This is a genomic window from Paenarthrobacter nicotinovorans (assembly GCF_021919345.1).
GTDB classification, from domain to species: Bacteria; Actinomycetota; Actinomycetes; order Actinomycetales; family Micrococcaceae; genus Arthrobacter; species Arthrobacter nicotinovorans.
In genome coordinates this window covers 2173526-2194481 of the sequence record NZ_CP089293.1, presented here as the reverse complement: position 1 = coordinate 2194481, position 20956 = coordinate 2173526, and the positions used below count along the sequence as shown (strand labels likewise).

Sequence of the window (20956 nt, the reverse complement as noted above, 5' to 3'; positions counted from 1 at the left end):
TGGGTTTGGACCAGTCGTACGGCTCAGGTCCTGGACACTGTGCTTCTCCGGTTGGCAAGCAGCGTCTTGACGCGATCGATGCCCTGGGTTCCAAGCAGCGCGATGGTCACGGCCTTGGCAGCCTTCCGGGCGAGCTCCCGTAACGCCCGGAGGGGAGACTCAAAGACCCGATCCACGATGATGGAACTTGCAGTGGGGATGGGAGCATCCGCCAAAAGGGCCGGGAAAAGTGCCCTGTAAGGCTTGGGGGAAACGCGCCGGCCGCGGATTCTGTTGCTGACATTGTGATCGTGGACCAGCTGCAACCACCCAGGTGCACCGCGCAGCGATGTGACCTTCATGGATTGGCCCAGCCGGTTGTGCCATGCAGCCCAGCACGTCACAGGAGCGGACCAGGGGGCGCTGACGGAGCAAAACGCGTTGTGGGGGTCGTTCCTTAGGAAAACAGAACCCTTTCCCATCACCAGGCCGGATACGAGGTAGATCGCTGAGTTTCCAGCATCGTGGGCCGCTTTTTGCACCCGGTCCACGAAATCGATGGCCAACCCGTCGTCGTTGTCCAGGTTGGTGGTGAGCAGTGTGCCACGTCCGCCCCCTGTGACTGTCCTGATGTCCTCAAGCAGTTCGGACGGGCTGACTTCTGTCCTGAACAGGGCCACGAAGGTCCCTTCACGGTTCAGCCCATGCACGCGGTCCAGCAGCCAGGCCGGACTCTCCGGGTCGAAGTAGATGATCCACCGGAAGTCGCGGTTGGTCTGTGCCTTCACGGAGGGTAGACAGTAGCGTTCGAACAAAGCAATCCGGTCCCTCAGCCAGCCTTCCTGGGCCCGGACCAGGCTCTCAAAGCCCCGGGACGGAAGATTGAACCTAGTGAGCAACACGTGGTCAATACCCGACGGCGGGTTCCCCGGCTTATCAACGTTCATGGCTTGCTCCTCGAACGGATTGAACTGTGGTGCGCAACTTGGTGTTGCGCCCGCCTCCCGGTTGCCGGCACAGATCCCTGATATTGGCGGCCCGTACGTCCCAGGAGTTCGCCTCCGCGACGCGCCGCATCTCTTCACGTTGCTCCCGGGCCGGAGGCTCCTGCAGGGCAGCCCTGACCAGATCCACGAATGCCGCACGGCTGCTTGCCACAGCTAAAGCGCTGCACTGCAGCGATCGAATGGAAGGCAGGTCCGTGGCGACCACGGGCAAGCCCGACGACAGGTACTCCAACGTTTTCAGGGGGAAGCTGGATCTATTGAATTCCGTGTCGGCATAAGGGGTGATCCCGACGGCTGCGGTCTGAAGCAGCCGCCGTAAGTCATCAGGGGCCAGAGGTCCACGCCAATCCACGTTGCTTCGCTCCAGAAAGGCGTCCAGCCTTTGCCTGGTTACCGGGTTGGACTCAGTCCGCGGACCAATGACCAGAAGGCTGAGCCCGGCGTCGGCCAACGACTCCAGCACGTCAAGGTCCAATCGTTCGTTGAGTTGTCCCACCAGGACCGCGACCGGCCTCCGGTGCTCGTCTGTGGACGGGCCGGCCGGTGGACGGCACCCATTGGGAAGAACCTGCACGGGCCGTCCCGAGAAATGGGACATCTTGGCGGCCAGGCCTGCTGAGACAGCGGTGATGACATCGGCCGTCCCGATGTTGCGTTCCAGGGAGCGCTTCAGATAGCCGGAGGGAAATCCGATCAATTCAGCTGCGGCCAGCCAGTCATCCGTCAGATGCAGCAGCCGCACGCCGCTGCCACGGTCAGGGAACGCTACAACCGGGGAGGCATTGACGACCGCCGACACTGGACCGCCTGCGGTCTTCATGGCGTTGTCCATGCAGTGACGTGCAATGGCTTCGGTCAGGGGACGGCCAAGCGTGCTGCTGAAGAACGGCGGAGCAGGAAGCCGCAAGCGCGACAAGTGCGGTGTCATGGTCTCCGGGATCCCGCGAAGACTCCTCACCGTGTGGTTCCGGACATCTGCGAACCGGAAGACAGGGGCGGGCTGGTCAACCCAGAGGACCGGGCCTGTCTCTGCCAAGGACTCAGCCAGCAGCCGATCAGTTCCGGGCAGGCCATCCCATTGGCCACCGGAGATGTACATGATCGTGTCCATCACGCCTCCCCTGAGACGAGTTGCCCGGCCGCGGCAGCACGGACGGCGACAGGACGGGCGTTGAAGTCTTCTGCGGGCTGGTGGCCACGGAGGCGCTGATAACGTCGGCGAACCACATAGGAGGAGTACTGCACCCCGGCGATGGTTTCAGCCCACAAACGGGACCGCGTCGCGGGAGCACCGGCCAGGAAGCGCTGGTACAACTCGGTTTGGTGTTGCGCCGCGGAAGTGAGTGAAAACCTGTCTTCCACCACCGATCGGCCGAAAGAGCCTAATGACTTCCTCAGCAGCTCGTCCGTGTGGAGAGCCCTCAAGATGGATACCAGCGCGTCGGTCCCGGTACCGGTCGAACCCGGACCGGAACCATACCAGCCCTGCCAAAGGAACACCGGCAGGGACTCTGGAGTGAGAAGTTCCCAGAAGCCTCCTTCGCCCTGGACAACGAGCGGTTTGGCGAACGATAGCCCCCGGAGGGCGGAGCCACCCATGCCCAGGACGACGTCGGCAGCAGCGTAGGCCGGCCTGGGGTCAGCAAGTTCATCGGTGAGAATAACCGTGTTTTCCCCTGTCGCCGCGTTGACGCGTTCGGCCTGGGCTCTGACCACGGATTCCGCCGGGCCTGAACCTGTGATCAGCAGATGCACCGGGAGATCCCGGGCGAGTTGTCCCGCGGCATCAATCGCCGACAGGATGCCTTCAAGCTTGAGTTCCTTGGCCAAGCGGGAGACGCAAACCATCGTGAAAAAGTCGCCATGCAGTCCCCACCGTGCGCGAAACCCTTCCAGGTCCGCGTCATCGACCACGCGGTTGGCCATGATGTCCACGGGCGGTTCCAGCAAATGGACACGGTGGCGTCCGGAGGACAGCTCGCCCTGCCGGATCTGTTCAGTGCCCACCATCAGCGGCATGGACCTGGGGATGAACGGAGCCACTGCCATGGACATCACCGTGGCCACCGCGGTGGTGTCCGGCACCAGCCTGGAGGCCGCCAGGCACTCCAGCGCCGGGGGCCATTCGTAGCCGTGAACGACGTCGATCCGGCGCTCGCGGACGGTGCGCACCAAAGTTTTGATGACCGATGGGGAAGGTCGCTTCCCTGGTGCCGGTGCGGGGATAAACTCCAACCCAAGCTCTGCTCCCCTTTCGACGAGGGGCCCGGGCTGTCCAAAGAGAATGACTTCATGGCCCAGTTGCTTGATTGCGGCACCGAGTTCGATGGCGTTCAATTGGCTGCCGCCCATGCGCAGATCGTGCGGGTAGATCAGGATCCTCATGTCGCGGCCACCTCCCGTCCACGCCCCCACATCCGGACGTCCCGCAGGTCCTGCCGTCGAAGCCCCATGATTGCCGCCATCGCGACGACTCCCAGTCCCGTGGAAACGAGGACAGCGACCACAGGGGAATCCAGGAACCGGGTGATTGCGTAGCAGCCGGCTGCGGTCAGTGCTGCCATGACCGTGGGAAGTCCCAAGCGTTTTCCCACGGCCAGGAGCGGCACACCTGCCTTCCGGAGAGCCCGGAGATACAGCGGCGAGGTCACCAGCAGGGCCACCAGCACAGGAGCCGCTGCCAGCCCAGGCATCCCTGCGAGCGCACCGCCTGCCAGCAGCGCCGGAACGAGCGCGGTCAGAGCCACGAGCTGCACATTCAAGATGGACAGGGACGAACCCAGGACCACGAGGTAGTCGTACAGCAGCTCATGGAGGATCCGGAGGACCGTGAGGGGCGCCAACCACATCAGCGCCATGCCCGCCGGGGCCCAGGCTTCACCGTAGACGACTTTGACAAGGGGAAGGGCGCACCCCACCATCACCGCCGAGACGGGCAACACCATGGCCGACACTGCTCCGATCATCGCCAGCAAGGCCGCCCTCATGTCATCCGGCCGGTCCTGGAGCCTGGCGAAGGTCGGCGGCGCCACGCTTCGCAGGGGTTGGGACAACAAACTCGAGGGCCACCCGGCCATGTTGAAGGCCATGACATAGAAGCCGAGGACCACCGGGCCAAACAGCCGCCCAGCGATGAGTTGGTCGACGTAACCCACGGCAAAGACCACGGCGCTCGCACCTGCCAGGGGAAGTCCGAAAGCCAGGAGCTGTTTCGCGGACAGCGGTGAGAATCCGAACCGGTACGGCAGGGGTGAGTAAACAAGGAACAGGACGGCCGCTACGAGGCTGGCCAGGACCCGGCCCACTGCCAGGCTCATGGCTCCCATTCCGGCGATCACCAGGATCAACGAAACGCCCGCCCCGAGCCACACATTGACTTGGTCGATGACCATCCGTTGTCCCTGGCGGAAGTTGCGCTGCAACAGGGCCGCGGGCGTGGCCACCAGCCCGTTGAGCACGATGCAGAAGGCCAAGGCCCTGACCACGTCCGTTGCTGCTTCGTTTCCCATGGCCGCTGTGAAGAGGGGTGCAACCGCGTACGAGAGCCCGAACAACAGGACACTGCAGACTACGGAGATGGTGGTGACGGTGGCGGCTATTTCCTTGGGGTCCCCCGGCCAGCGTACGATCGCCAGGCTGACGCCCAATTCGTTGAAGCTCAGGACGGCGACGAGTGCAATGAACGCCACTGCGTAGGTCCCGAATTCCTCAGGCCCCAGCAGCCGCGCCAACGCTATACCGATTCCAATGGTCCCCAGCTTGGTGATGAAGGCGTTGACGACGCTGATCACGAACGCCCTTGTGGGGGTTGGTCCCTTCCGCTGGGTAACCGGGCTCTTGAGCGTCACTGGGCCCCCTCCAGCGCAGGCGTATTGCCGCGCCTGATCACCCGGGCCGGGACACCGGCCCAGGTCTCGTCGTCGGGAACATCGTTCAGGACGGCCGCTCCCATGCCAATGGTCGCTTTGGCCCCGATGGACCGGCCCTCCCGGACACTGGCGTTCATGCCGATGTAGGCCGCCCGGCCGACCCGAACATTGCCGCCCAGGGAAACGCCTGATGCGAATGTGGCGAAGTCACTGATGACGTCGTCGTGGGTGAAGGTGACCCCGGGCATGGCGACAACGTGATTGCCGATGGTCACTGACGCCGTCATGCTGACGTGGGCCAGGATGATGCTCCCCCGGCCGATCACGCACCCCTCCGGAACGTTGACGGAGGGATCTATGGCTGTGGCGTAGCGTTCTTCGTCAAGCCCGAGGCTTCGTAGCCGCATCACCACACCCTCGCGGCCGCTTCCTGATCCGATGCAGACCAGCAGCAACGCGTGGGGGAACTTCAGGGCGTCACGGATGGGCCCAAGGACGTGTGCACCGTCGACCACCCGGCCGGTCTTGTCCTCGTCGTCGTCGAGGATTCCGATGACGTCGAACGGGCCGCTGCTGCGGACCATGGCCAGTACCTCACGGGCAAGGCCGCTGGCAGCGATGAGGAGAAGTTCGCTCATTATGGGTGCCTCGATGCCCGCAGGACCGAGTCGATGACCCGGACCTGGTCGTGGAGGGCGAGCTGGTGGTACAGCGGCAGGATGAGCGTGTGGTCAGTCAGCCAGTTCGTGACCTCAAGGGACGCCCCGCCGGTGTCCTTGCCCGCGTAGGCGGGTTGGCGGTGGGCTGCCATGATGCCCCGCCGGGCTGAAATGCCGTCCTGTGCAAGGTGGCCCATCAGTCCGTCCCTCCCGAGGGGAAACGCCGGCCCGATTTCCAGCCAGCAGGATTGGAAGTTGCCGGTCCCGTAGTCCGGGTCGCCGACCAGGCGGAGGCCTGCGACGCCGGCAAACGCGTTCGCGTAGTTTGCGGCCAGTTCACGACGCCGTTGGACGGCTTCCCGGAGGCGGCCCAGTTGAACGAGTCCGACGGCGGCCTGAAGGTCGGTCATGCGGTAGTTGAACCCGACTTCGAGGTACTCTTCGGCCGGTGCGAGGATGCTGGCGTGCCGGTCCGAGGCCGAAACGCTCATGGCATGTTCCCGGAGGCGTCGTGCCCTGTCCGCGAAGTCCTGCCGTGGAGTTGAGAGCATGCCGCCCTCTCCCGTCGTGAGGATCTTGCGCGGGTGGAAGGACCAGGCTGCCACCTCCGCGCCGGCACCGACAGGGCGGCCGTGGTAGCGGGAGCCAATGGCGCAGGCTGCGTCTTCCACCACGATGATCCCGCGGGGCTCACACAGGGCCCTGATGGGATCCAGGTCAACGGGCACCCCGCCTTGGTCCACGGCGATGACTGCCTTGGTTTCCTGAGTCAGGGCTCTTTCCACGGTCTCGGCTGTCACGCACCCTGTCTGCAGGTCGACGTCGGCGAACACAGGGCGTGCTCCCATGTAAGTAGCCGCGTTCGCTGTGGCAATGAAGGAAAATGACGGGACAACGACGTCATCACCCGGTCCAACGCCGGCGACCGCGAGCGCCAGGTGCAGGGCTGAAGTGCAGCTGGAGGTAGCCACTGCGTGACCTGCCAATTGCTCCGCCGCGAAGGCTTCTTCGAACTGGCGGACCTTGGGTCCTTGGGCCACCCACCCGGAGGCGATCACTTCGGCCACTGCTTGGGCTTCCTCTTCGCCAAGCCAGGGTTTCATGACGTCGATACGGGCCAGGCGCGTCTCGGAGATGGTCATCGCGCACCTGCTGCGGGAACGGCGGGGTGGGCCACGAGGCGGGCGGCTGCTATTTCCGCACGGAGCGGCCGCCACCATGAGACTAAAGTACGCAGACCGTCCTCCAGTCCAATGGCTGCTTCGAAACCCAGGTCTTTACGTGCTGCCGTGGTGTCCGCCAGGCGCCGGGCCACGCCGTTGACGGCACGCTCCGGACCGTGCTCGAGATGCAGGCTTGAACCCATGACATTCAGGAGGGTCTGCGCCAGCTCAGCCAGGCTGGTTTCGGTTCCGCTGGCGACGTTGTAGACGCCTTCACGCACATCGCTGACAGCTGCCAGGATGTTGGCCCGGGCGACGTCGTGGGTGTGGACGAAGTCCATGGTTTGGTCACCGCTGCCGAAGATCATGGGTGGCTGGCCGTCGTCGATCCGTTCCATCCAGCGCACGAGGACTTCGGTGTAGAGCCCATGGACGTCCATGCGGGGTCCGTAGACGTTGAAGTAGCGCAGCAGGACGTAGTCCAGGCCGGACATGGCCCGGAAGCTCCTGGCCATCCCTTCGTTGAAGGACTTTGCCGCGCCGTAGAAGGTGTCGTTGTTGTGGTGGTGATGGTTTTCCCTGGTGGGAAACTGTTCGGCCATCCCGTACACGGACGCGCTTGACGCGGAGACGAGTTTGCCCACTTTGTGGTCCACGGCTGCTTCGTAGACGTTGAAAGTGCCGTCCACCAGAACTTCGAGTGCCAGGCGTGGTTCTTCTGCGCACTGGGTGATGCGGATGGCGGCCTGGTGGAACACGAGGTCTTTGCCGCGGGTGAGGTCGTTGACGAGGTCACGGTCCCGCAGGTCGCCTTCGACCAGGGAGACGCGCTCGCTGCCCAAGGCCTGGTCCAGGTTCGCGCGTCTGCCGCGCACCAGGTTGTCCAAAACGTCGACGTGGGCCACGCCGGCGTCGAGCAGTTGGTCCACCACGGTGGAGCCGATGGTTCCGGCGCCTCCGGTGACCAGCACGTTGGCGCCCAAGAGCTCTTTCATCGCACAACCTGGAGATTCGTCTCATTGCCGGCCACGATGGTGGACCGTCCATCCGTGCCGAGGCTTTGCGTCACGGCCTCCAGGACGGACAAGACCCTGAGCCCGGATTCGCCGCTGGTGCGGGGCATCGTGTGGTTCCGGATGGAGGTAGCGAGTTCAGCCACCACTTGTCCCAGCGGTTCGCGCTCTTGGAGGGCCGGTGACCACGTGTCGCCAAGACGGTACGAGATGGCCGAAGCTTTCTTGTCTGCAGCCGATCGGGGTTGTTGCTCCAGGCTGACGCCGCGGTCGTAAACGCTGAGCCGTTGCTGCGGATTCAAGTCATCCCAGACGAGGGTCCTCTTTGACCCTCCGATGATCATCTGCCGGATTTTGGTGGGGCTGAGCCAGTTGACGTGGATGTGGACCATGGCGTCATTGGGCAGTCCGAAGGTCAAGTGCCCGACGCAGTCGCGGCCGGTACCGAGGGGATCCGCGCCGTGGGCCGAAATTTCGGTGGGGTGCAGGCCGCCCGGCAGGACAAAGTCGAGGATGGAGAGGTCGTGGGGCGCCAAGTCCCAGAACACGTTGACATCGGGTTGGACGAGCCCGAGGTTGATCCGGACCGAGTCAACATAGAGGATGTCGCCCAAGGCGCCGCTGGCCACCAGTTCCTGGATTTTGAGGACCGCCGGGGTAAAGCAGTAAGTGTGGTCGGCCATCAGCACCAGTCCCCTGGCTTTGGCTTCGTCCACCATTTCCAGTCCCTTGGCGCGGCTGTCAGCCAGCGGTTTCTCCACCAGGACGTGCTTGCCCGCACGCAGGGCCGTCATCACTACGCCGTGGTGCGTGTGCGCCGGGGTTGCGACGGCCACGGCGTCCAGGTTGTAGTCGTCCAGCAGTTCGTCCAAAGACTCGACGACGGCCACCCCACCCACCGATTCGGCGAGCTTCATGCCGCGCTCAACGTCCAGGTCGCAGATCGCTACGAGATCCCAGTCCGGGCTGGCTTTGAGGTTCCGTGCGAGGTTGGGACCCCAATAACCGGCGCCGACCACCGCAATGCGCAGCTTGGGCCGGTGACCGTTGCCGTTGAGTTGTCCAGATGGAATAGTTCGTATGCTCATTTCCCACTCGGATTCTGTATAGGTAGCAGGTTTCTTGTTGCCTTGCCTTGCGGGCGGTGGCTAATAGGCACCCGATGGCCGGATCATGGCCCGGAAAGTGCGCCACATGATCATCAAGTCCCCGGCGATGGACCAGTTCTCCACGTAGTAGAGATCGAGCCGGACAGCCTCATCCCAGGGGAGGTCGGACCGTCCGTTGATTTGCCAGAGCCCGGTGATGCCGGGCTTGATCAGGAGCCGGCGATGGGTGTGTCGTTCATACCCATTGACTTCCCGCGCCAGCGGTGGCCGTGGGCCGACCAGGCTCATGTCGCCTGCAAGGACGTTCCAGAACTGCGGCAGTTCGTCCAAGGAGTACTTGCGCATCCACCGGCCACAGGTCGTTACGCGTGGGTCACCGCGGATTTTGAAAAGTACGCCTGCTCCTTCGTCCTGGTTGTCCAGTTCCTCCAGGCGCGCTTCGGCGTCAACCACCATGGAACGGAATTTGAGCATCTGGAACGTGGTGCCTTGCTTTCCTATGCGTTGCTGGCGGAAGAGCACAGGACCGGGACTGTCTGCTTTGACGATCATGGCAAGGGCCAACAGGACCGGCGAGAGGACAACCAGTGCCAGGGAAGAAACGGCGATATCCATCAATCGCTTGAGGGTGTGCTTGCCTCCGGAGTAGTGCGGAATGTCCACGTGCATGAGTGGCAGGCCTTCCACTGGCCGCCAGTGGATCCGGGGGCCGGCCACATTGGTCAGCGTTGCGGCCAGGACGAGTTCGGCGGCGTCTTCTTCCAAGCGCCAGCCGAGTTCCTGGATGAATTGGTTTCCGCCGGGCAAGGGGCCGGCGACGATGACGGCATTCGCTCCGGTTTGGCGGACCGTGTGCGCTATCCCGTAGATGGATGACAGAACGGGGACACGGACCTGGTCTACGACCAGCACCGCCCCACGCCTGGCCCCCGGGAGGCATGCGCCGAGGATGTCGTAGGGGGCACCTGACTTCCGGTTGATCTGCTTGATCACGTACCGGACGTCCTGTGGTTCTCCCACCACGATGGCGCGGGTCAGGCAGCGCCCCCGTGATTTTTCGCGGGTCAGCCACTTACGGAAGCCCCATCTGCTGCCTGTCAGCGCCACGATGCCCAGTGGCAGGGAGACAAGAACGTAGGAGCTGACCGATTCAACACGGAAAACCACTGCGACGATTGCCAGGAAGCCGAACACCCTGAAGCTCGCTGAGAGCACGCGTTTGTATTCTTCCGGTCCAACTCCCAGTACTTTCGGATCCCTGGTCCGGTAGACCTCCAGGGCGGCGAGCCAGATGATGCCCAGGATCACCACCAGGGTCAGTTGGCGCGGGAACCCGGAAGCTCCGTCTGTGAAGGGCAGTCCCCCGGTATTGAGTGCATAGCCGGCTGAGACGGCGGCTGAGACCAGTATGGTGTCGGAGACTGTCAGGGAGGTGGTCAGGAAGCGCGTCCAACCCAGCCGGTTCCGGTGCGGGGGCTTGACGCGTGAGTGGCGGTGGGTGACTGGCGGCACGAGGTCCAGGGTGACATCCGGCCTGGGCGCCGCCAGTCCCGCCTTTTCAGTCCGTTGTGCAGCAACGGACTTGTCAATCCAGGGAGACACCGGCGGATTGACGTGGGCAGTGACCGGGTCCACTGGGAAGGCTGGTCCCACGGCAGCATGGCCCGCACCCTTGGGTGCTGCCGCCTTGCCTAAACGTACGACTGGAACTTTCACCTTGTCAGCCTTCTTTGCAGACCGTCCATTGCCTACATATCAGTGAAGCTTTGGCCGCAAGGGGGCGCACCAGTAGTCGGTACTCAAGTTTGCGCAGTATTGCCCAAGGGTCCTACGTGCGAGTACCTAGCTGGCCGTCGGGGCACTACGTGTTTTGCTTGACCGCGAGGACAGGGAAAAGCCCGGAAATCCGCACAGATTCACCACAGCCGAATCGGCGAAAAGGGCACAAAAAACCGGCCGCCGTGTGGCGGCCGGTGCAACGGAAAATCAGTCGTCTACGCTCTCGAGCGCCTCGTCTTCGTCATCCTCTTCCTCATCTTCATCCTCATCCTCGAAAACCTGGAGAGGGGTGACCTCTGAAAATGACTCGTAGAGGGCGTCTTCGTAGACTTCGAAGGCGTCAGCAACGGCGAAGAAGGCGGCTTCGACGGTGGGGTCGCCCTCACCGCGTCGTGCCGATGCAGCGGCGAGATGTTCTTCCAAGGCGGCGGTAAATGATTGAAGCGCGACACGCGGATCGATGCTCATGACTTCACGTTAGCCGGAAAAAGACGAAAATGGAGAGGGATGAGAGAACAATTTCCAGGCAGCTCCGTGGAGCGCCAACGAGACTACGCACGTCAGTACGAATACCTCGTACTGACGGTGGGGCCTGATGATTCACTGCCGGACGCCCGGCGCCGGCTGGCCGAGCACTCAGAGTACGGCAAGTGGGAACTGGAGCGCAGCGTCCTCTATCTCGGTGGCGGACGACGATTCTGGCTGCGCCGCAAGGTCTACTCCGTGCAGCGCACCGTCTAGGTGCCCAAGCTCCTTCGACGCACGCAGTTCGTTCGACTAGCCCTCGAGTGGTCCCAGCCAGGCGCTGGCAACCGTGTTGTGGGCTGATTCGTCGTTGGATGGATGGAAGATTCCCGCCAGGACGTCCCTGTACAGCCGCTCCATCTCCGAGCCACGGAAGTAGCTTGATCCTCCGGTGACCCGGATGGCCAGGTCCACCACATGCCGGGCGTTTTCGGTGGCGCGGGACTTGATCCCCACAAGCTTGGGGAACCATTGGGCCCCGTGGTCCACCATGGTGTCGACGTCGCGGGCCACCGCTGAGATCTGAGGGTAGATCCCGTCCATCGCCAGAGCAGCGTCGGCCACTTTCCACCGGATGTCCGGGTCCTGCGCGTAACTGCGGCCACCGTATTTCGCCGACACGCGACGCTTCACATTCTCCACCGCAAGCGTGAACGCCCTCTCGGCAACGCCCGTATAGACGGCGGCAAGCAACGTCTCAAAGCACGCGAAGATGGCGAAGATCAGCAAGTCCTTGTTGGGACCCACAGGCAGTTTCCGGAAGATGCGTTCGGCCGGGATGACCGCTCCATGCAGCAGCGTCGTGTTCGAAGCACTGGCCCGCATGCCCAGGGTGTCCCAGTCGCTGAGGGTCTCATGCCCGGGTTCGTCACGGCGGAGGAAGCCGAACACCAATTCGCCCTCACCCTCCCTGGCTTCCGGGTCCTTGCCGAACGTCCCCAGCCGCGTCCAGCCACGCGAGAGGCTGGTGAAGATCTTCCGGCCGGTGAAGCGGTAACTGCCGTCAGCCAAAGGTTCGGCAACGGTGCCCGAATCAAACAGCATGGAATCATTGCCGGCCTCCGAAATACCGAAGGCGAAGATTTCGCCCTTCCCGGCTTCCTTGAGGACGAAGTCCAGGGAATCGTCACCCCTGGCCGCCATGACGCGCGCGACGCCGGTCCACACCAAGTGCATGTTCACCGCCAGGGCGGTGGCCGGGGCAGCCGTTGCGAGCCGCTGCTGCAGCGCAGCTACCGCTTCGAGACCAAGCCCCAAGCCGGCGTCGTGCTCCGGCACGAACAGCTTGAGGTAACCGGCGGCTGCCAGTTCTTCCAGGTCCTCATGGAAGAACTGGTTGTTGTGGTCGTACCCGGCAGCACGGCCCCGCAGTCTTTCCAGCAGGGCGTCGGGAAGGATTTCTTCGGGAGTCAAAGCAGGGCCTCCTTGTGGTGGGTGCCGTTTAGTAGTTGCTCAGCAGCGTATTCAGGACGCGGGCGCCGAACTGGAGTGACTCTGCGGGCACCCGCTCGTCAACACCATGGAACATTCCGGTGAAATCGAGCTCGTCCGGCAGCATCAGGGGCGCAAAGCCGTACCCGGTGATGCCGATCTTGCTCAGTGACTTGTTGTCCGTGCCGCCGGAGAGGGTGTAGGGCAGGACCTTGGCCCCAGGGTCCTCGGAGTGGAGGGCATCGATCATGGAATCGACAAGGTTGCCGGCAAAAGGCACTTCCAAGGAAACGTCCTTGTTGACGTAGCTGATGTCGATTCCGTCGCCGGCAAGCTGCTTGATGGTCTCGAACACCAGCTCCTGCTGCCCAGGCAGGGTACGGCAGTCGACGAAGGCCTCGGCGGACTCGGGAATGACGTTGTGCTTGTAGCCCGAACGCAGGAAGGTGGGGTTGGACGTATTCTGCAAGGTGGCACCCACGAAGCGTGAGACCGTGCCGAGCTCCTTGAGGAGGATGTCAGGGTTGTCAGCGTCGAACTCGACGCCGGTCAGTTCAGTCACGCCGTCCAGGAATTGCCGGGTGGTAGGGGTCAGCTCAACAGGCCATTTGTATTCGCCAATACGGGTAACCGCGGCTGCCAGCCTGGTCACAGCGTTGTCAGTGTTGATCTGGGAACCGTGTCCCGCCCTTCCGTGGGCCACCAGCCGCAACCAGGACAGGCCCTTCTCGGCAGTTTGGAGCAGGTAGGTCCGCTGCCCGCCGATGGTCGCGGAGAAACCACCCACTTCGGAGATGGCTTCCGTGGCCCCGTCGAACAGCTCACGGCGGTGCTCCACCGCGTACCTGGCACCGTAGGTGCCGCCGGCCTCTTCATCGGCGAAGAAAGCGAAAATGATATCCCGCTTTGGCTTGCGGCCGGTCCGGGCGAAGTCACGCATGACGGACAGGATCATCGCGTCCATGTCCTTCATGTCCACGGCTCCGCGGCCCCACACCAGCCCGTCCTTCAATTCGCCGCTGAAGGGATCCACGCTCCATTGGTCCTTTAGCGCGGGCACGACGTCCAGGTGTCCGTGCACAACCAACGCATCCGCACCGGGATCTTCGCCTGCCATGCGGGTTACGACGTTGGCGCGGCCAGGGGCCGATTCGAAAATTTCCGCTTCCAGGCCTACTTCAGTGATGAGTCCGGCCGTGTATTCGGCTGCTGCCCGCTCCCCGGGACCGGTGTCGTCGCCGTAGTTCGAGGAATCGATGCGGATGAGCTCCTGGCAGATCCTGACAACTTCGTCTTCAGGGCGGATGGCAGACATGGAAACTCTCCTTGCGTGGCTGGGCTGCAGGTTCCGGCGACGCGGACTGCTTCATCCGCAGCCCGTCCCGTGTACCTTTAGCCTACTCACCAGTTGCGCCCCGAGTCAGGAACTCCACGGCCCCAAGGGTCCCCGGGGCCTCACCCGTGCCTGGCGGCTCCTGCCGATTTTTCAGGCACCTGAAACCGTGTTAGAGTTTTTCTCGCTGCTTCGGAGGAATATGAAGCGCCGCAAGGTGCTTACTGCTCCTGCTGAACACCACCTGCGCGGGTGGCGGAATGGCAGACGCGCTAGCTTGAGGTGCTAGTCCTCGAAAGGGGGTGGGGGTTCAAGTCCCCCTCCGCGCACAATACCAAGGCCTGGAATCCACGGATTCCAGGCCTTGTTTGTTTCCATCACGAACTGCTGCGAGCCGTAGTCGAGGCCGCCTCTGCGACGTTGGTCACTATTGTTTCTTCATTTGTCGATCCGGTAAGCGGCGCCCACCGAAGGGGCCGCCGCTTACCGGACATGGTTCACGACAATGCTGAAACGGAGCCCAGGAAATGGCGCCTACCGCTGCGCGGATTCCAAGCGATGTACTCCGAGCGCTCCCACGCCCCCGACGCGGACTGGACTGTCGCAATATCCAAGGCCACCCGTGCAGGAAGGAAAACAGGAGCTTCGAACGTGACCTTCCAGGTAAAAGCCTCCGACTTGGCAGCTCCAACGTCTGCCAACGCCCGGGAGGCCAGATACATCCCATGGGCAATCGAGCCCCTCATGCCCAGTGCTTTCGCTGACAGGACGCTCAGGTGGATTGGATTGAAGTCACCCGACACCGCGGCATAGCTCCGCCCGATGTCCAGGCCAAGCTGCCAGAGGGCTGTGGGATCCGGAGGTGAAAAATCGGCTGGGGCGGAAGATCCATGTGCGGTTCCCGCCTTATCGATGCCCGGCAGGAAAACGCCTTTGGCGAGGTAGGTGGACACCCCGCGCCACAGCAGCGTCCCATTGGAATTGGAACGGACTTCAGCAACAACGTCCAGCTGGGTCCCTGCGCGATGCCCTGTCATGTTCTCCGCCCAGGACTTGATGTCCAGGGTTTCGGTGAAGTGGATGGGCATGTGCTGCTCCACATGGTTCCTGAGGTGGATCATGCCAAGGAGCGGTAAAGGGAAATCATCCCGGTTCATCACACTCATGGACACCGGGAACGCCAGTGCATGGACATAGCCGGCCGGGAGGGTGTCGCTGGCCGTCTCCCCCACCAAGTGCTGGTAGGCGGTCAGGTTTTCGACGTCGGCCCTGACGTCCCGGACCTCGTGGCTGACCGCCGGCAACCTGGTTCCGCCTGAATTTGCGCCCAGTACGCGCCGGCGGGCCGCCGTCGTCGCTGCGTTGACGTAAAGCCGGGACAGCGACGGAAGCTCCTCAAGAACCACCGCTTGCGGCGTGTTCATGCTCCCACCAACTGTTGCCCGCAGACCCGCAGCACTCCTCCGGAGATCCCGCCGGCGGCGTCGCTGGCGAGGAAGGCAATTGCTTCGGCTACGTCCTGTGGTTGGCCGCCTTGTTTAAGGGAGTTCAGCCGCCTTGCCGCTTCGCGGATGGCCAAAGGCATCTTCGCCGTCATCTCGGTTTCAATGAATCCAGGTGCGACGGCATTGATGGTGCCGCCGTATGGCTCCAGCAGGGCCGCCGTCGACCTGACCATGCCGATCACGCCACCTTTGGACGCCCCGTAGTTGGTCTGGCCCCTGTTGCCGGCGATTCCGCTGGTGGAGGCCACTGAAACGATGCGCGGAGAGGTCCTGAAGTGCTCCGATGCCAGAAGGGCCTCATTGATCCTCAGTTGCGCCGCGATGTTGACCGCCATCACGGACTGCCACCGGCCCTCGTCCATGTTGGCCAGGAGCCTGTCGCGGGTGATTCCGGCGTTGTGCACCACGATGTCCAGCCGGCCGTAGCGTTCCACGGCGTGTTCTATGATCCGATGCCCTGCGTCGTCACGGCTGATGTCGAGCTGGAGCGCGGTGCCCATGACGTCATTGGCGACAGCGGCCAGATGGTCGCCGGCCGCCGGAATGTCCACCAGGACCACTTTCGCCCCATCGCGGTGCAGGGTGCGGGCAATGGCAGCACCGATGCCCCTGGCAGCTCCGGTAACAACTGCGACCTTGCCGGCCAACGGCTTGTCGGAGTCCGTAGGCAGCGCCCCCGACGTCGAGGAGACCGTCAGGAACTGTCCGTCAACGTACGCCGAGCGGCCCGACAGGAAGAAGCGCAGGGCACCGAGCGCAGACGGACTGGTTGTTGCCAGCTCGTCGTCGAGGAGTATTCCGTTGGCTGTCGCCCCGGCCCGCAGCTCCTTGGCCAGGGAGCGCAGGAGTCCGTCAATGCCTTGGCGGGCGGCCGCCGACGCCGGTGACGGTGCGGACTGGGGGCTCCGCGAAATCGTCACCACCCGGGCGTTGGGAGCGAGGTCCCGCAGGGAGGCGGCCGCCTTGAGGACAGGCTTGCCAAGGTCCTCCGGGTGCTGCACAGCATCCAGCACAAGGATGATGGCGCCCAGTTTTTCCTTGGGGAGCGCATTCCGGCGGACGTCCAGGCCCCAGCCGAGAAGGGTGGTGGCGATGTCGTCGCTTCCGGCGCTGTCACCGCTGACCAGTACGGGGCCGGTTATCAGCGGTGCTCCGGGTTGGTAGCGTCGAAGCTCCACCGGCTGTGGCAGTCCCAGTTTCCGGGCGACGTTCCTGCCCAGTCCGTGGCTGACGATCTGTGTGTACTTGTCTGTCATGGAGTTCCCCCTAGGCTGCTTCCAGAATCGCGACGACGCCCTGGCCGCCTGCGGCGCATACGGAGATCAGGCCGCGCGCAGGGCGCCCGTCCACGGATCCCTTTTCGTGCAGCATCTTTGCGAGGGAGGCGACGATCCGTCCGCCGGTAGCGGCAAAGGGATGCCCTGCGGCCAGGGATGAACCGTTGACGTTGAGCTTGGCCCGGTCGACCTTGCCGAGGGCGCCGTCAAGCCCAAGGCGCGTGCGGCCGAATTCCTCATCCTCCCAGGCAGCCAGGGTACTCAGGACGGTTCCGGCGAAGGCCTCATGGATTTCGAAGAAGTCAATGTCCTCGAACGTCAGGCCGTGGCGGGCCAGCAGGCGCGGGACGGCGAAGACCGGAGCCATCAGGAGCCCGTCCTTGCCATGGACGAAATCGACGGCGGCCGCCTCGCCGTCCAACACGGTGGCCAGCTTGGGCAGGCTGTGCTCATCGGCCCATTCTTCGGTGGCCAGAAGTACTGTTGATGCGCCATCAGTCAGCGGCGTGGAGTTGCCGGCGGTCATTGTTGCCTCGGACCCAAGGTTCTTGCCAAACACGGGTTTCAGCGTTGAGAGCTTCTCGAGCGTGGTGTCCGGGCGGAGGTTGGAGTCACGGCTGAGGCCCCGGTACGGGGTCAGGAGGTCATCGAAGAAGCCCCGTTCGTAGGCGGCTGCGAGGTTGCGGTGGCTGTTGAAGGCCAGCTCATCCTGTGCCTCGCGGCTGATGTTCCACTGGGCTGTGGTGAGGGCCTGGTGTTCTCCCATGGACAGGCCCGTGCGGGGCTCTCCGGTGTTGGGGGCATCGGGAGCCAGATCCTTGGGGCGGATGCGGCCGATGATCTTCAGCTTCTGAACCGGAGTCTTGGCTCGGTTAAGGTCCAGCAGGATCTCCCTGAGGCCTTCACTGACCGCGATGGGCGCATCGGACGCCGAGTCGACGCCACCGGCAATGCCGGACTCTATCTGGCCCAGCTTGATCTTGTTCGACAACCCCAGCACGGTTTCCAGGCCTGTTGCGCAGGCCTGCTGGAGGTCGTAGGCAGGGGTTTCCGGTGACAGGGCCGAGCCCAGCACGGCTTCGCGGGTGAGGTTGAAGTCCCGTGAATGCTTCAGCACCGCCCCGGCTGCTACCTCGCCGATGCGTTCGTCCTGCAGCCCGAACCGTGCGATCAGCCCCTCAAGTGCTGCTGTGAGCATGTCCTGGTTGGAGGACTTCACGTAGGCTCCGCCGGTGCGGGCGAACGGGATGCGGTTGCCGCCCACGATGAAGGCGCGGCGCGTTGCCGCGGGTGTCGTAGTGCGCTCGGGGTTCTCGCCCGGGGTCACGTCTGCTGCAGCCATGCTTGTCTCCTTCGATCAATGCCAGTTACTGATACCCAGCGTACCTGATACGCTGGGTATCGTGAACAGCCACCGCCAGGAAATCCCCACCGCCCCCGAGGTTCTCCCGGGAGAGGCTCCCTCCGCCGTAGACGGCAGGGCCGCGCGATGGCAATCCCACCGCGAGGAACGTCGTCGCGAACTCATCAAGGCAGCCCGGAGGGCCGTCCACCGGCTGGGAAGCGATGCCTCGATGGAGGACATCGCCGGCGCGGCGGGCACTTCCAAATCCGTGTTCTACCGCTATTTCGGTGACAAGGCCGGGCTGCAACAGGCCATGGGAGAAGTAGTCCTGGGCCAGATGCAGCGCCGGATGAAGGAAGCTGCGCAACTGGCCCAAACCCCCCGCGAGGGACTGTATGCGATGGTTTCGGCCTACTTGCAGATGGCTGAGTCCAGTCCCAACGTTTATGCCTTCATCACGCGCCTGTCTCCTGGCGAAGCGTCCGCGCAGGACGCGATTGCGGCTTCGGGAGCCCTGGGCAACTTCTTTGAGCAGATCACGGAGATGATCGCCACCCCCATGCGTGAGCACCTGGGTGAAGAAAAACAATCGGTGATCGTCTACTGGCCCACTGCCGCCATCGGGCTGGTACGAAACGCCGGAGAGATGTGGCTGGGGAGCCCCGCAGGCGCCGGCAAGCCCGACCAGGCGGCCATGGCCGGGCAGATTACCGACTGGCTGTGCCTTGGCATCGCACCGCAACTCAAGACCACCACCTGACACCAGCAAATGACTCATCAGTTATCGGAACCAAAGAAGGAAACAACATGACTGAAGTAGTGGACCGGGCCTCATCGGCCAACAAGCCGGCAAGCCGCGACGTTGCCGCCGCCGAACCCGTGGTCGATGTCGCGGCGCTCGGCGAGCAACTCCTGGGTAAATGGGCTCATATACGGCATCAGGCCCGTGAGGTGGCGGGCAACCCCGCTGTGCAAAAAATCGAGGGGCTGCACCACACGGAGCACCGCGCCCGCGTATTCGAGCAATTGAAGTTCCTGGTGGACAACAATGCTGTCCACCGTGCCTTCCCCACGCGTTTGGGTGGCTCGGACGACCACGGCGGCAACATCGCCGGCTTTGAGGAACTGGTCACCGCCGACCCCTCGCTGCAGATCAAGGCCGGTGTGCAGTGGGGCCTCTTCGGCTCTGCCGTCATGCACCTGGGCACGTCCGAGCACCACGACAAATGGCTTCCTGGCATCATGAGCCTGGACATTCCCGGCTGCTTTGCGATGACGGAGACCGGCCACGGCTCTGATGTTGCAAGCATCGCCACCACGGCCACCTACGACGACAGCACCCAGGAGTTCGTCATCAACACCCCCTTCCGTGCAGCATGGAAGGACTACATCGGCAACGCGGCCAATGACGGCCTGGCAGCCGTGGTGTTCGCCCAGCTGATCACCCGGAACGTCAACCACGGCGTCCACGCTTTCTATGTGGAACTCCGGGATCCGGCCACCAAGGAGTTCCTGCCGGGCATCGGCGGTGAGGATGACGGCATCAAGGGTGGACTGAACGGCATCGACAACGGACGCCTCCATTTCACCAACGTCCGGATCCCTCGCACCAACCTTCTGAACCGCTACGGCGATGTCGCAGTGGACGGCACGTACACCTCCACTATCGCCAGCCCCGGCCGTCGTTTCTTCACGATGCTGGGAACCCTGGTCCAGGGGCGTGTCTCCCTCGATGGTGCAGCCGTTGCCGCCAGCAAGGTAGCCCTCAAGACGGCCATCCAATACGCCACTGAGCGCCGGCAGTTCAATGCCTCCTCCCCCACGGATGAAGAAGTGCTGCTGGACTACCAGCGGCACCAGCGCCGGCTCTTCACGCGATTGGCCACCACCTACGCGGCAAGCTTTGCGCACGAGCAGTTGCTCCAGAAGTTCGACGACGTGTTCTCCGGCGCCCATGACACCGACGCCGACCGGCAGGACCTCGAGACGCTGGCAGCTGCACTCAAGCCGCTGAGCACCTGGCACGCACTGGACACACTGCAGGAATGCCGTGAAGCATGCGGCGGCGCGGGCTTCCTGATCGAGAACCGCTTTGCTTCCCTGCGTGCGGACCTCGACGTCTACGTGACGTTCGAAGGTGACAACACCGTCCTGCTCCAACTGGTCGCCAAGCGCCTCCTGGCCGATTACGCCAAGGAATTCCGCAGTGCCGACTTTGGCGTGCTGGCCCGCTACGTCGTGGACCAGGCCGCGGGTGTCGCCCTGCACCGGACAGGACTGAGGCAGGTTGCCCAGTTCGTGGCCGACACCGGCTCGGTGCAAAAAGCCGCCCTGGCCTTGCGCGACGAAGAAGGCCAGCGCACACTGCTCGCGGACCGTGTCCAGTCCATGGTTGCCGAGGTCGGCGCGGCGTTGAAGGGAGCCAATAAGCTCCCCCAGCACCAGGCGGCGGCCCTCTTCAACCAGCACCAGGATGAACTGATCGAAGCAGCCCAGGCCCATGCCGAACTGCTCCAGTGGGAGGCCTTCACCGAGGCCCTGGCCCGGACGCCTGACGAAGGAACCAAGCGGGTGCTCACCTGGTTGCGCGATCTCTTCGGCCTGTCCCTCATTGAGAAGCACCTCTCCTGGTACCTCATGAACGGCCGGCTTTCCATGCAGCGCGGCAGGACCGTGGGTACTTACATCAACCGGCTCCTGGTGAAGATCCGTCCGCACGCGGTCGACCTCGTTGATGCGTTCGGCTACGGCCCCGAGCACCTCCGGGCCAGGATCGCCAGCGGCGCAGAAGCGGAACGCCAGGATGAGGCGCGCCGGCATTTCCGCGAAATGCGTGCCAGCGGCAGCGCACCCTCGGACGAGAAGGCGCTGCTGGCATTGAAAGCAGCAAAATCCCGCCCGTCGAAGTGATGCACCTTCCGGCAAACAGCCTGGGAAGTTAAACCGCGACGGCGCCGTCCCC

18 protein-coding genes and 1 tRNA gene are annotated in these 20956 nt (G+C 63.6%); 4 read left to right on the top strand and 15 right to left on the bottom strand.

Annotated features, from left to right (window positions below):
• Positions 1-23: 23 nt before the first annotated feature.
• The 10 genes from JMY29_RS10230 to JMY29_RS10185 form a co-directional block, all read right to left on the bottom strand.
• Positions 24-926, bottom strand: coding sequence for a glycosyltransferase (locus JMY29_RS10230; RefSeq protein ID WP_189075561.1), 903 nt, complete (start codon positions 924-926; stop codon positions 24-26).
• A complete protein-coding gene (locus tag JMY29_RS10225) occupies positions 916-2097 on the bottom strand; it encodes a glycosyltransferase (RefSeq protein ID WP_189075562.1) in 1182 nt (393 codons plus the stop codon). Before JMY29_RS10225 ends, JMY29_RS10230 begins: the two co-directional genes overlap by 11 nt.
• Positions 2097-3371 carry a glycosyltransferase gene (locus JMY29_RS10220; protein WP_189075563.1) on the bottom strand — a complete coding sequence of 425 codons (1275 nt, stop codon included), beginning with the start codon at positions 3369-3371 and terminating at the stop codon, positions 2097-2099. Before JMY29_RS10220 ends, JMY29_RS10225 begins: the two co-directional genes overlap by 1 nt.
• A complete protein-coding gene (locus JMY29_RS10215) occupies positions 3368-4834 on the bottom strand; it encodes an oligosaccharide flippase family protein (RefSeq protein ID WP_189075564.1) in 1467 nt (488 codons plus the stop codon). Before JMY29_RS10215 ends, JMY29_RS10220 begins: the two co-directional genes overlap by 4 nt.
• Positions 4831-5493: an acetyltransferase gene (locus tag JMY29_RS10210; RefSeq protein WP_018777623.1), complete on the bottom strand. Its 663-nt coding sequence runs from the start codon at positions 5491-5493 to the stop codon at positions 4831-4833. The genes JMY29_RS10215 and JMY29_RS10210 overlap by 4 nt, the downstream gene beginning before the upstream one ends.
• On the bottom strand, positions 5493-6656 hold the full coding sequence (locus tag JMY29_RS10205; RefSeq protein ID WP_189075565.1) for a DegT/DnrJ/EryC1/StrS family aminotransferase: 1164 nt from the start codon (positions 6654-6656) through the stop codon (positions 5493-5495). Before JMY29_RS10205 ends, JMY29_RS10210 begins: the two co-directional genes overlap by 1 nt.
• Positions 6653-7672 carry an NAD-dependent epimerase/dehydratase family protein gene (locus JMY29_RS10200; RefSeq protein WP_189075566.1) on the bottom strand — a complete coding sequence of 340 codons (1020 nt, stop codon included), beginning with the start codon at positions 7670-7672 and terminating at the stop codon, positions 6653-6655. The genes JMY29_RS10205 and JMY29_RS10200 overlap by 4 nt, the downstream gene beginning before the upstream one ends.
• Positions 7669-8778, bottom strand: coding sequence for a Gfo/Idh/MocA family protein (locus JMY29_RS10195; protein ID WP_018777620.1), 1110 nt, complete (start codon positions 8776-8778; stop codon positions 7669-7671). Before JMY29_RS10195 ends, JMY29_RS10200 begins: the two co-directional genes overlap by 4 nt.
• Positions 8779-8838: 60 nt before the next feature.
• Positions 8839-10515 (bottom strand): sugar transferase, encoded by a 1677-nt coding sequence (locus JMY29_RS10190; RefSeq protein ID WP_189075567.1) that lies wholly within the window; start codon positions 10513-10515, stop codon positions 8839-8841.
• Between the two features lie 270 nt (positions 10516-10785).
• Entirely contained in the window at positions 10786-11046 is a 261-nt protein-coding gene (locus tag JMY29_RS10185; RefSeq protein WP_018777618.1) for a hypothetical protein, read from the bottom strand.
• Positions 11047-11085: 39 nt separating this feature from the next.
• Between JMY29_RS10185 and JMY29_RS10180 the strand changes: the two genes are divergently transcribed.
• The gene (locus JMY29_RS10180; RefSeq protein ID WP_011774832.1) at positions 11086-11319 is read left to right on the top strand and encodes a DUF5703 family protein; all 234 of its coding nucleotides are present in this window, start codon (positions 11086-11088) and stop codon (positions 11317-11319) included.
• Between the two features lie 36 nt (positions 11320-11355).
• On the opposite strand, the gene JMY29_RS10175 is transcribed toward JMY29_RS10180, so the two are convergent.
• A complete protein-coding gene (locus JMY29_RS10175) occupies positions 11356-12516 on the bottom strand; it encodes an acyl-CoA dehydrogenase family protein (RefSeq protein WP_189075568.1) in 1161 nt (386 codons plus the stop codon).
• A gap of 28 nt (positions 12517-12544) precedes the next feature.
• Positions 12545-13849, bottom strand: coding sequence for a M20/M25/M40 family metallo-hydrolase (locus tag JMY29_RS10170; protein WP_039241278.1), 1305 nt, complete (start codon positions 13847-13849; stop codon positions 12545-12547).
• Between the two features lie 264 nt (positions 13850-14113).
• Here JMY29_RS10170 and JMY29_RS10165 point away from each other — a divergent pair.
• A tRNA-Leu gene (locus tag JMY29_RS10165) sits at positions 14114-14196 on the top strand.
• A gap of 168 nt (positions 14197-14364) precedes the next feature.
• Here the strand turns inward: JMY29_RS10165 and JMY29_RS10160 are convergent.
• From JMY29_RS10160 to JMY29_RS10150, 3 genes are read right to left on the bottom strand one after another with little or no spacing between them, the layout of a single operon-like run.
• Complete coding sequence (locus tag JMY29_RS10160) at positions 14365-15291, bottom strand: MaoC/PaaZ C-terminal domain-containing protein (RefSeq protein WP_189075569.1); 927 nt, start codon at positions 15289-15291, stop codon at positions 14365-14367.
• Positions 15288-16628, bottom strand: a complete 1341-nt coding sequence (locus JMY29_RS10155; RefSeq protein ID WP_189075570.1) for a 3-oxoacyl-ACP reductase — start codon at positions 16626-16628, stop codon at positions 15288-15290. The genes JMY29_RS10160 and JMY29_RS10155 overlap by 4 nt, the downstream gene beginning before the upstream one ends.
• 10 nt (positions 16629-16638) lie before the next feature.
• The gene (locus JMY29_RS10150) at positions 16639-17991 is read right to left on the bottom strand and encodes an acetyl-CoA C-acetyltransferase (RefSeq protein WP_018777613.1); all 1353 of its coding nucleotides are present in this window, start codon (positions 17989-17991) and stop codon (positions 16639-16641) included.
• A 61-nt stretch (positions 17992-18052) separates the two neighbouring features.
• Between JMY29_RS10150 and JMY29_RS10145 the strand changes: the two genes are divergently transcribed.
• Both JMY29_RS10145 and JMY29_RS10140 read left to right on the top strand, forming a co-directional pair.
• Positions 18053-18754: a TetR/AcrR family transcriptional regulator gene (locus tag JMY29_RS10145; protein WP_370584095.1), complete on the top strand. Its 702-nt coding sequence runs from the start codon at positions 18053-18055 to the stop codon at positions 18752-18754.
• A 47-nt stretch (positions 18755-18801) separates the two neighbouring features.
• Complete coding sequence (locus tag JMY29_RS10140; RefSeq protein WP_018777611.1) at positions 18802-20904, top strand: acyl-CoA dehydrogenase family protein; 2103 nt, start codon at positions 18802-18804, stop codon at positions 20902-20904.
• Positions 20905-20956: the final 52 nt, after the last annotated feature.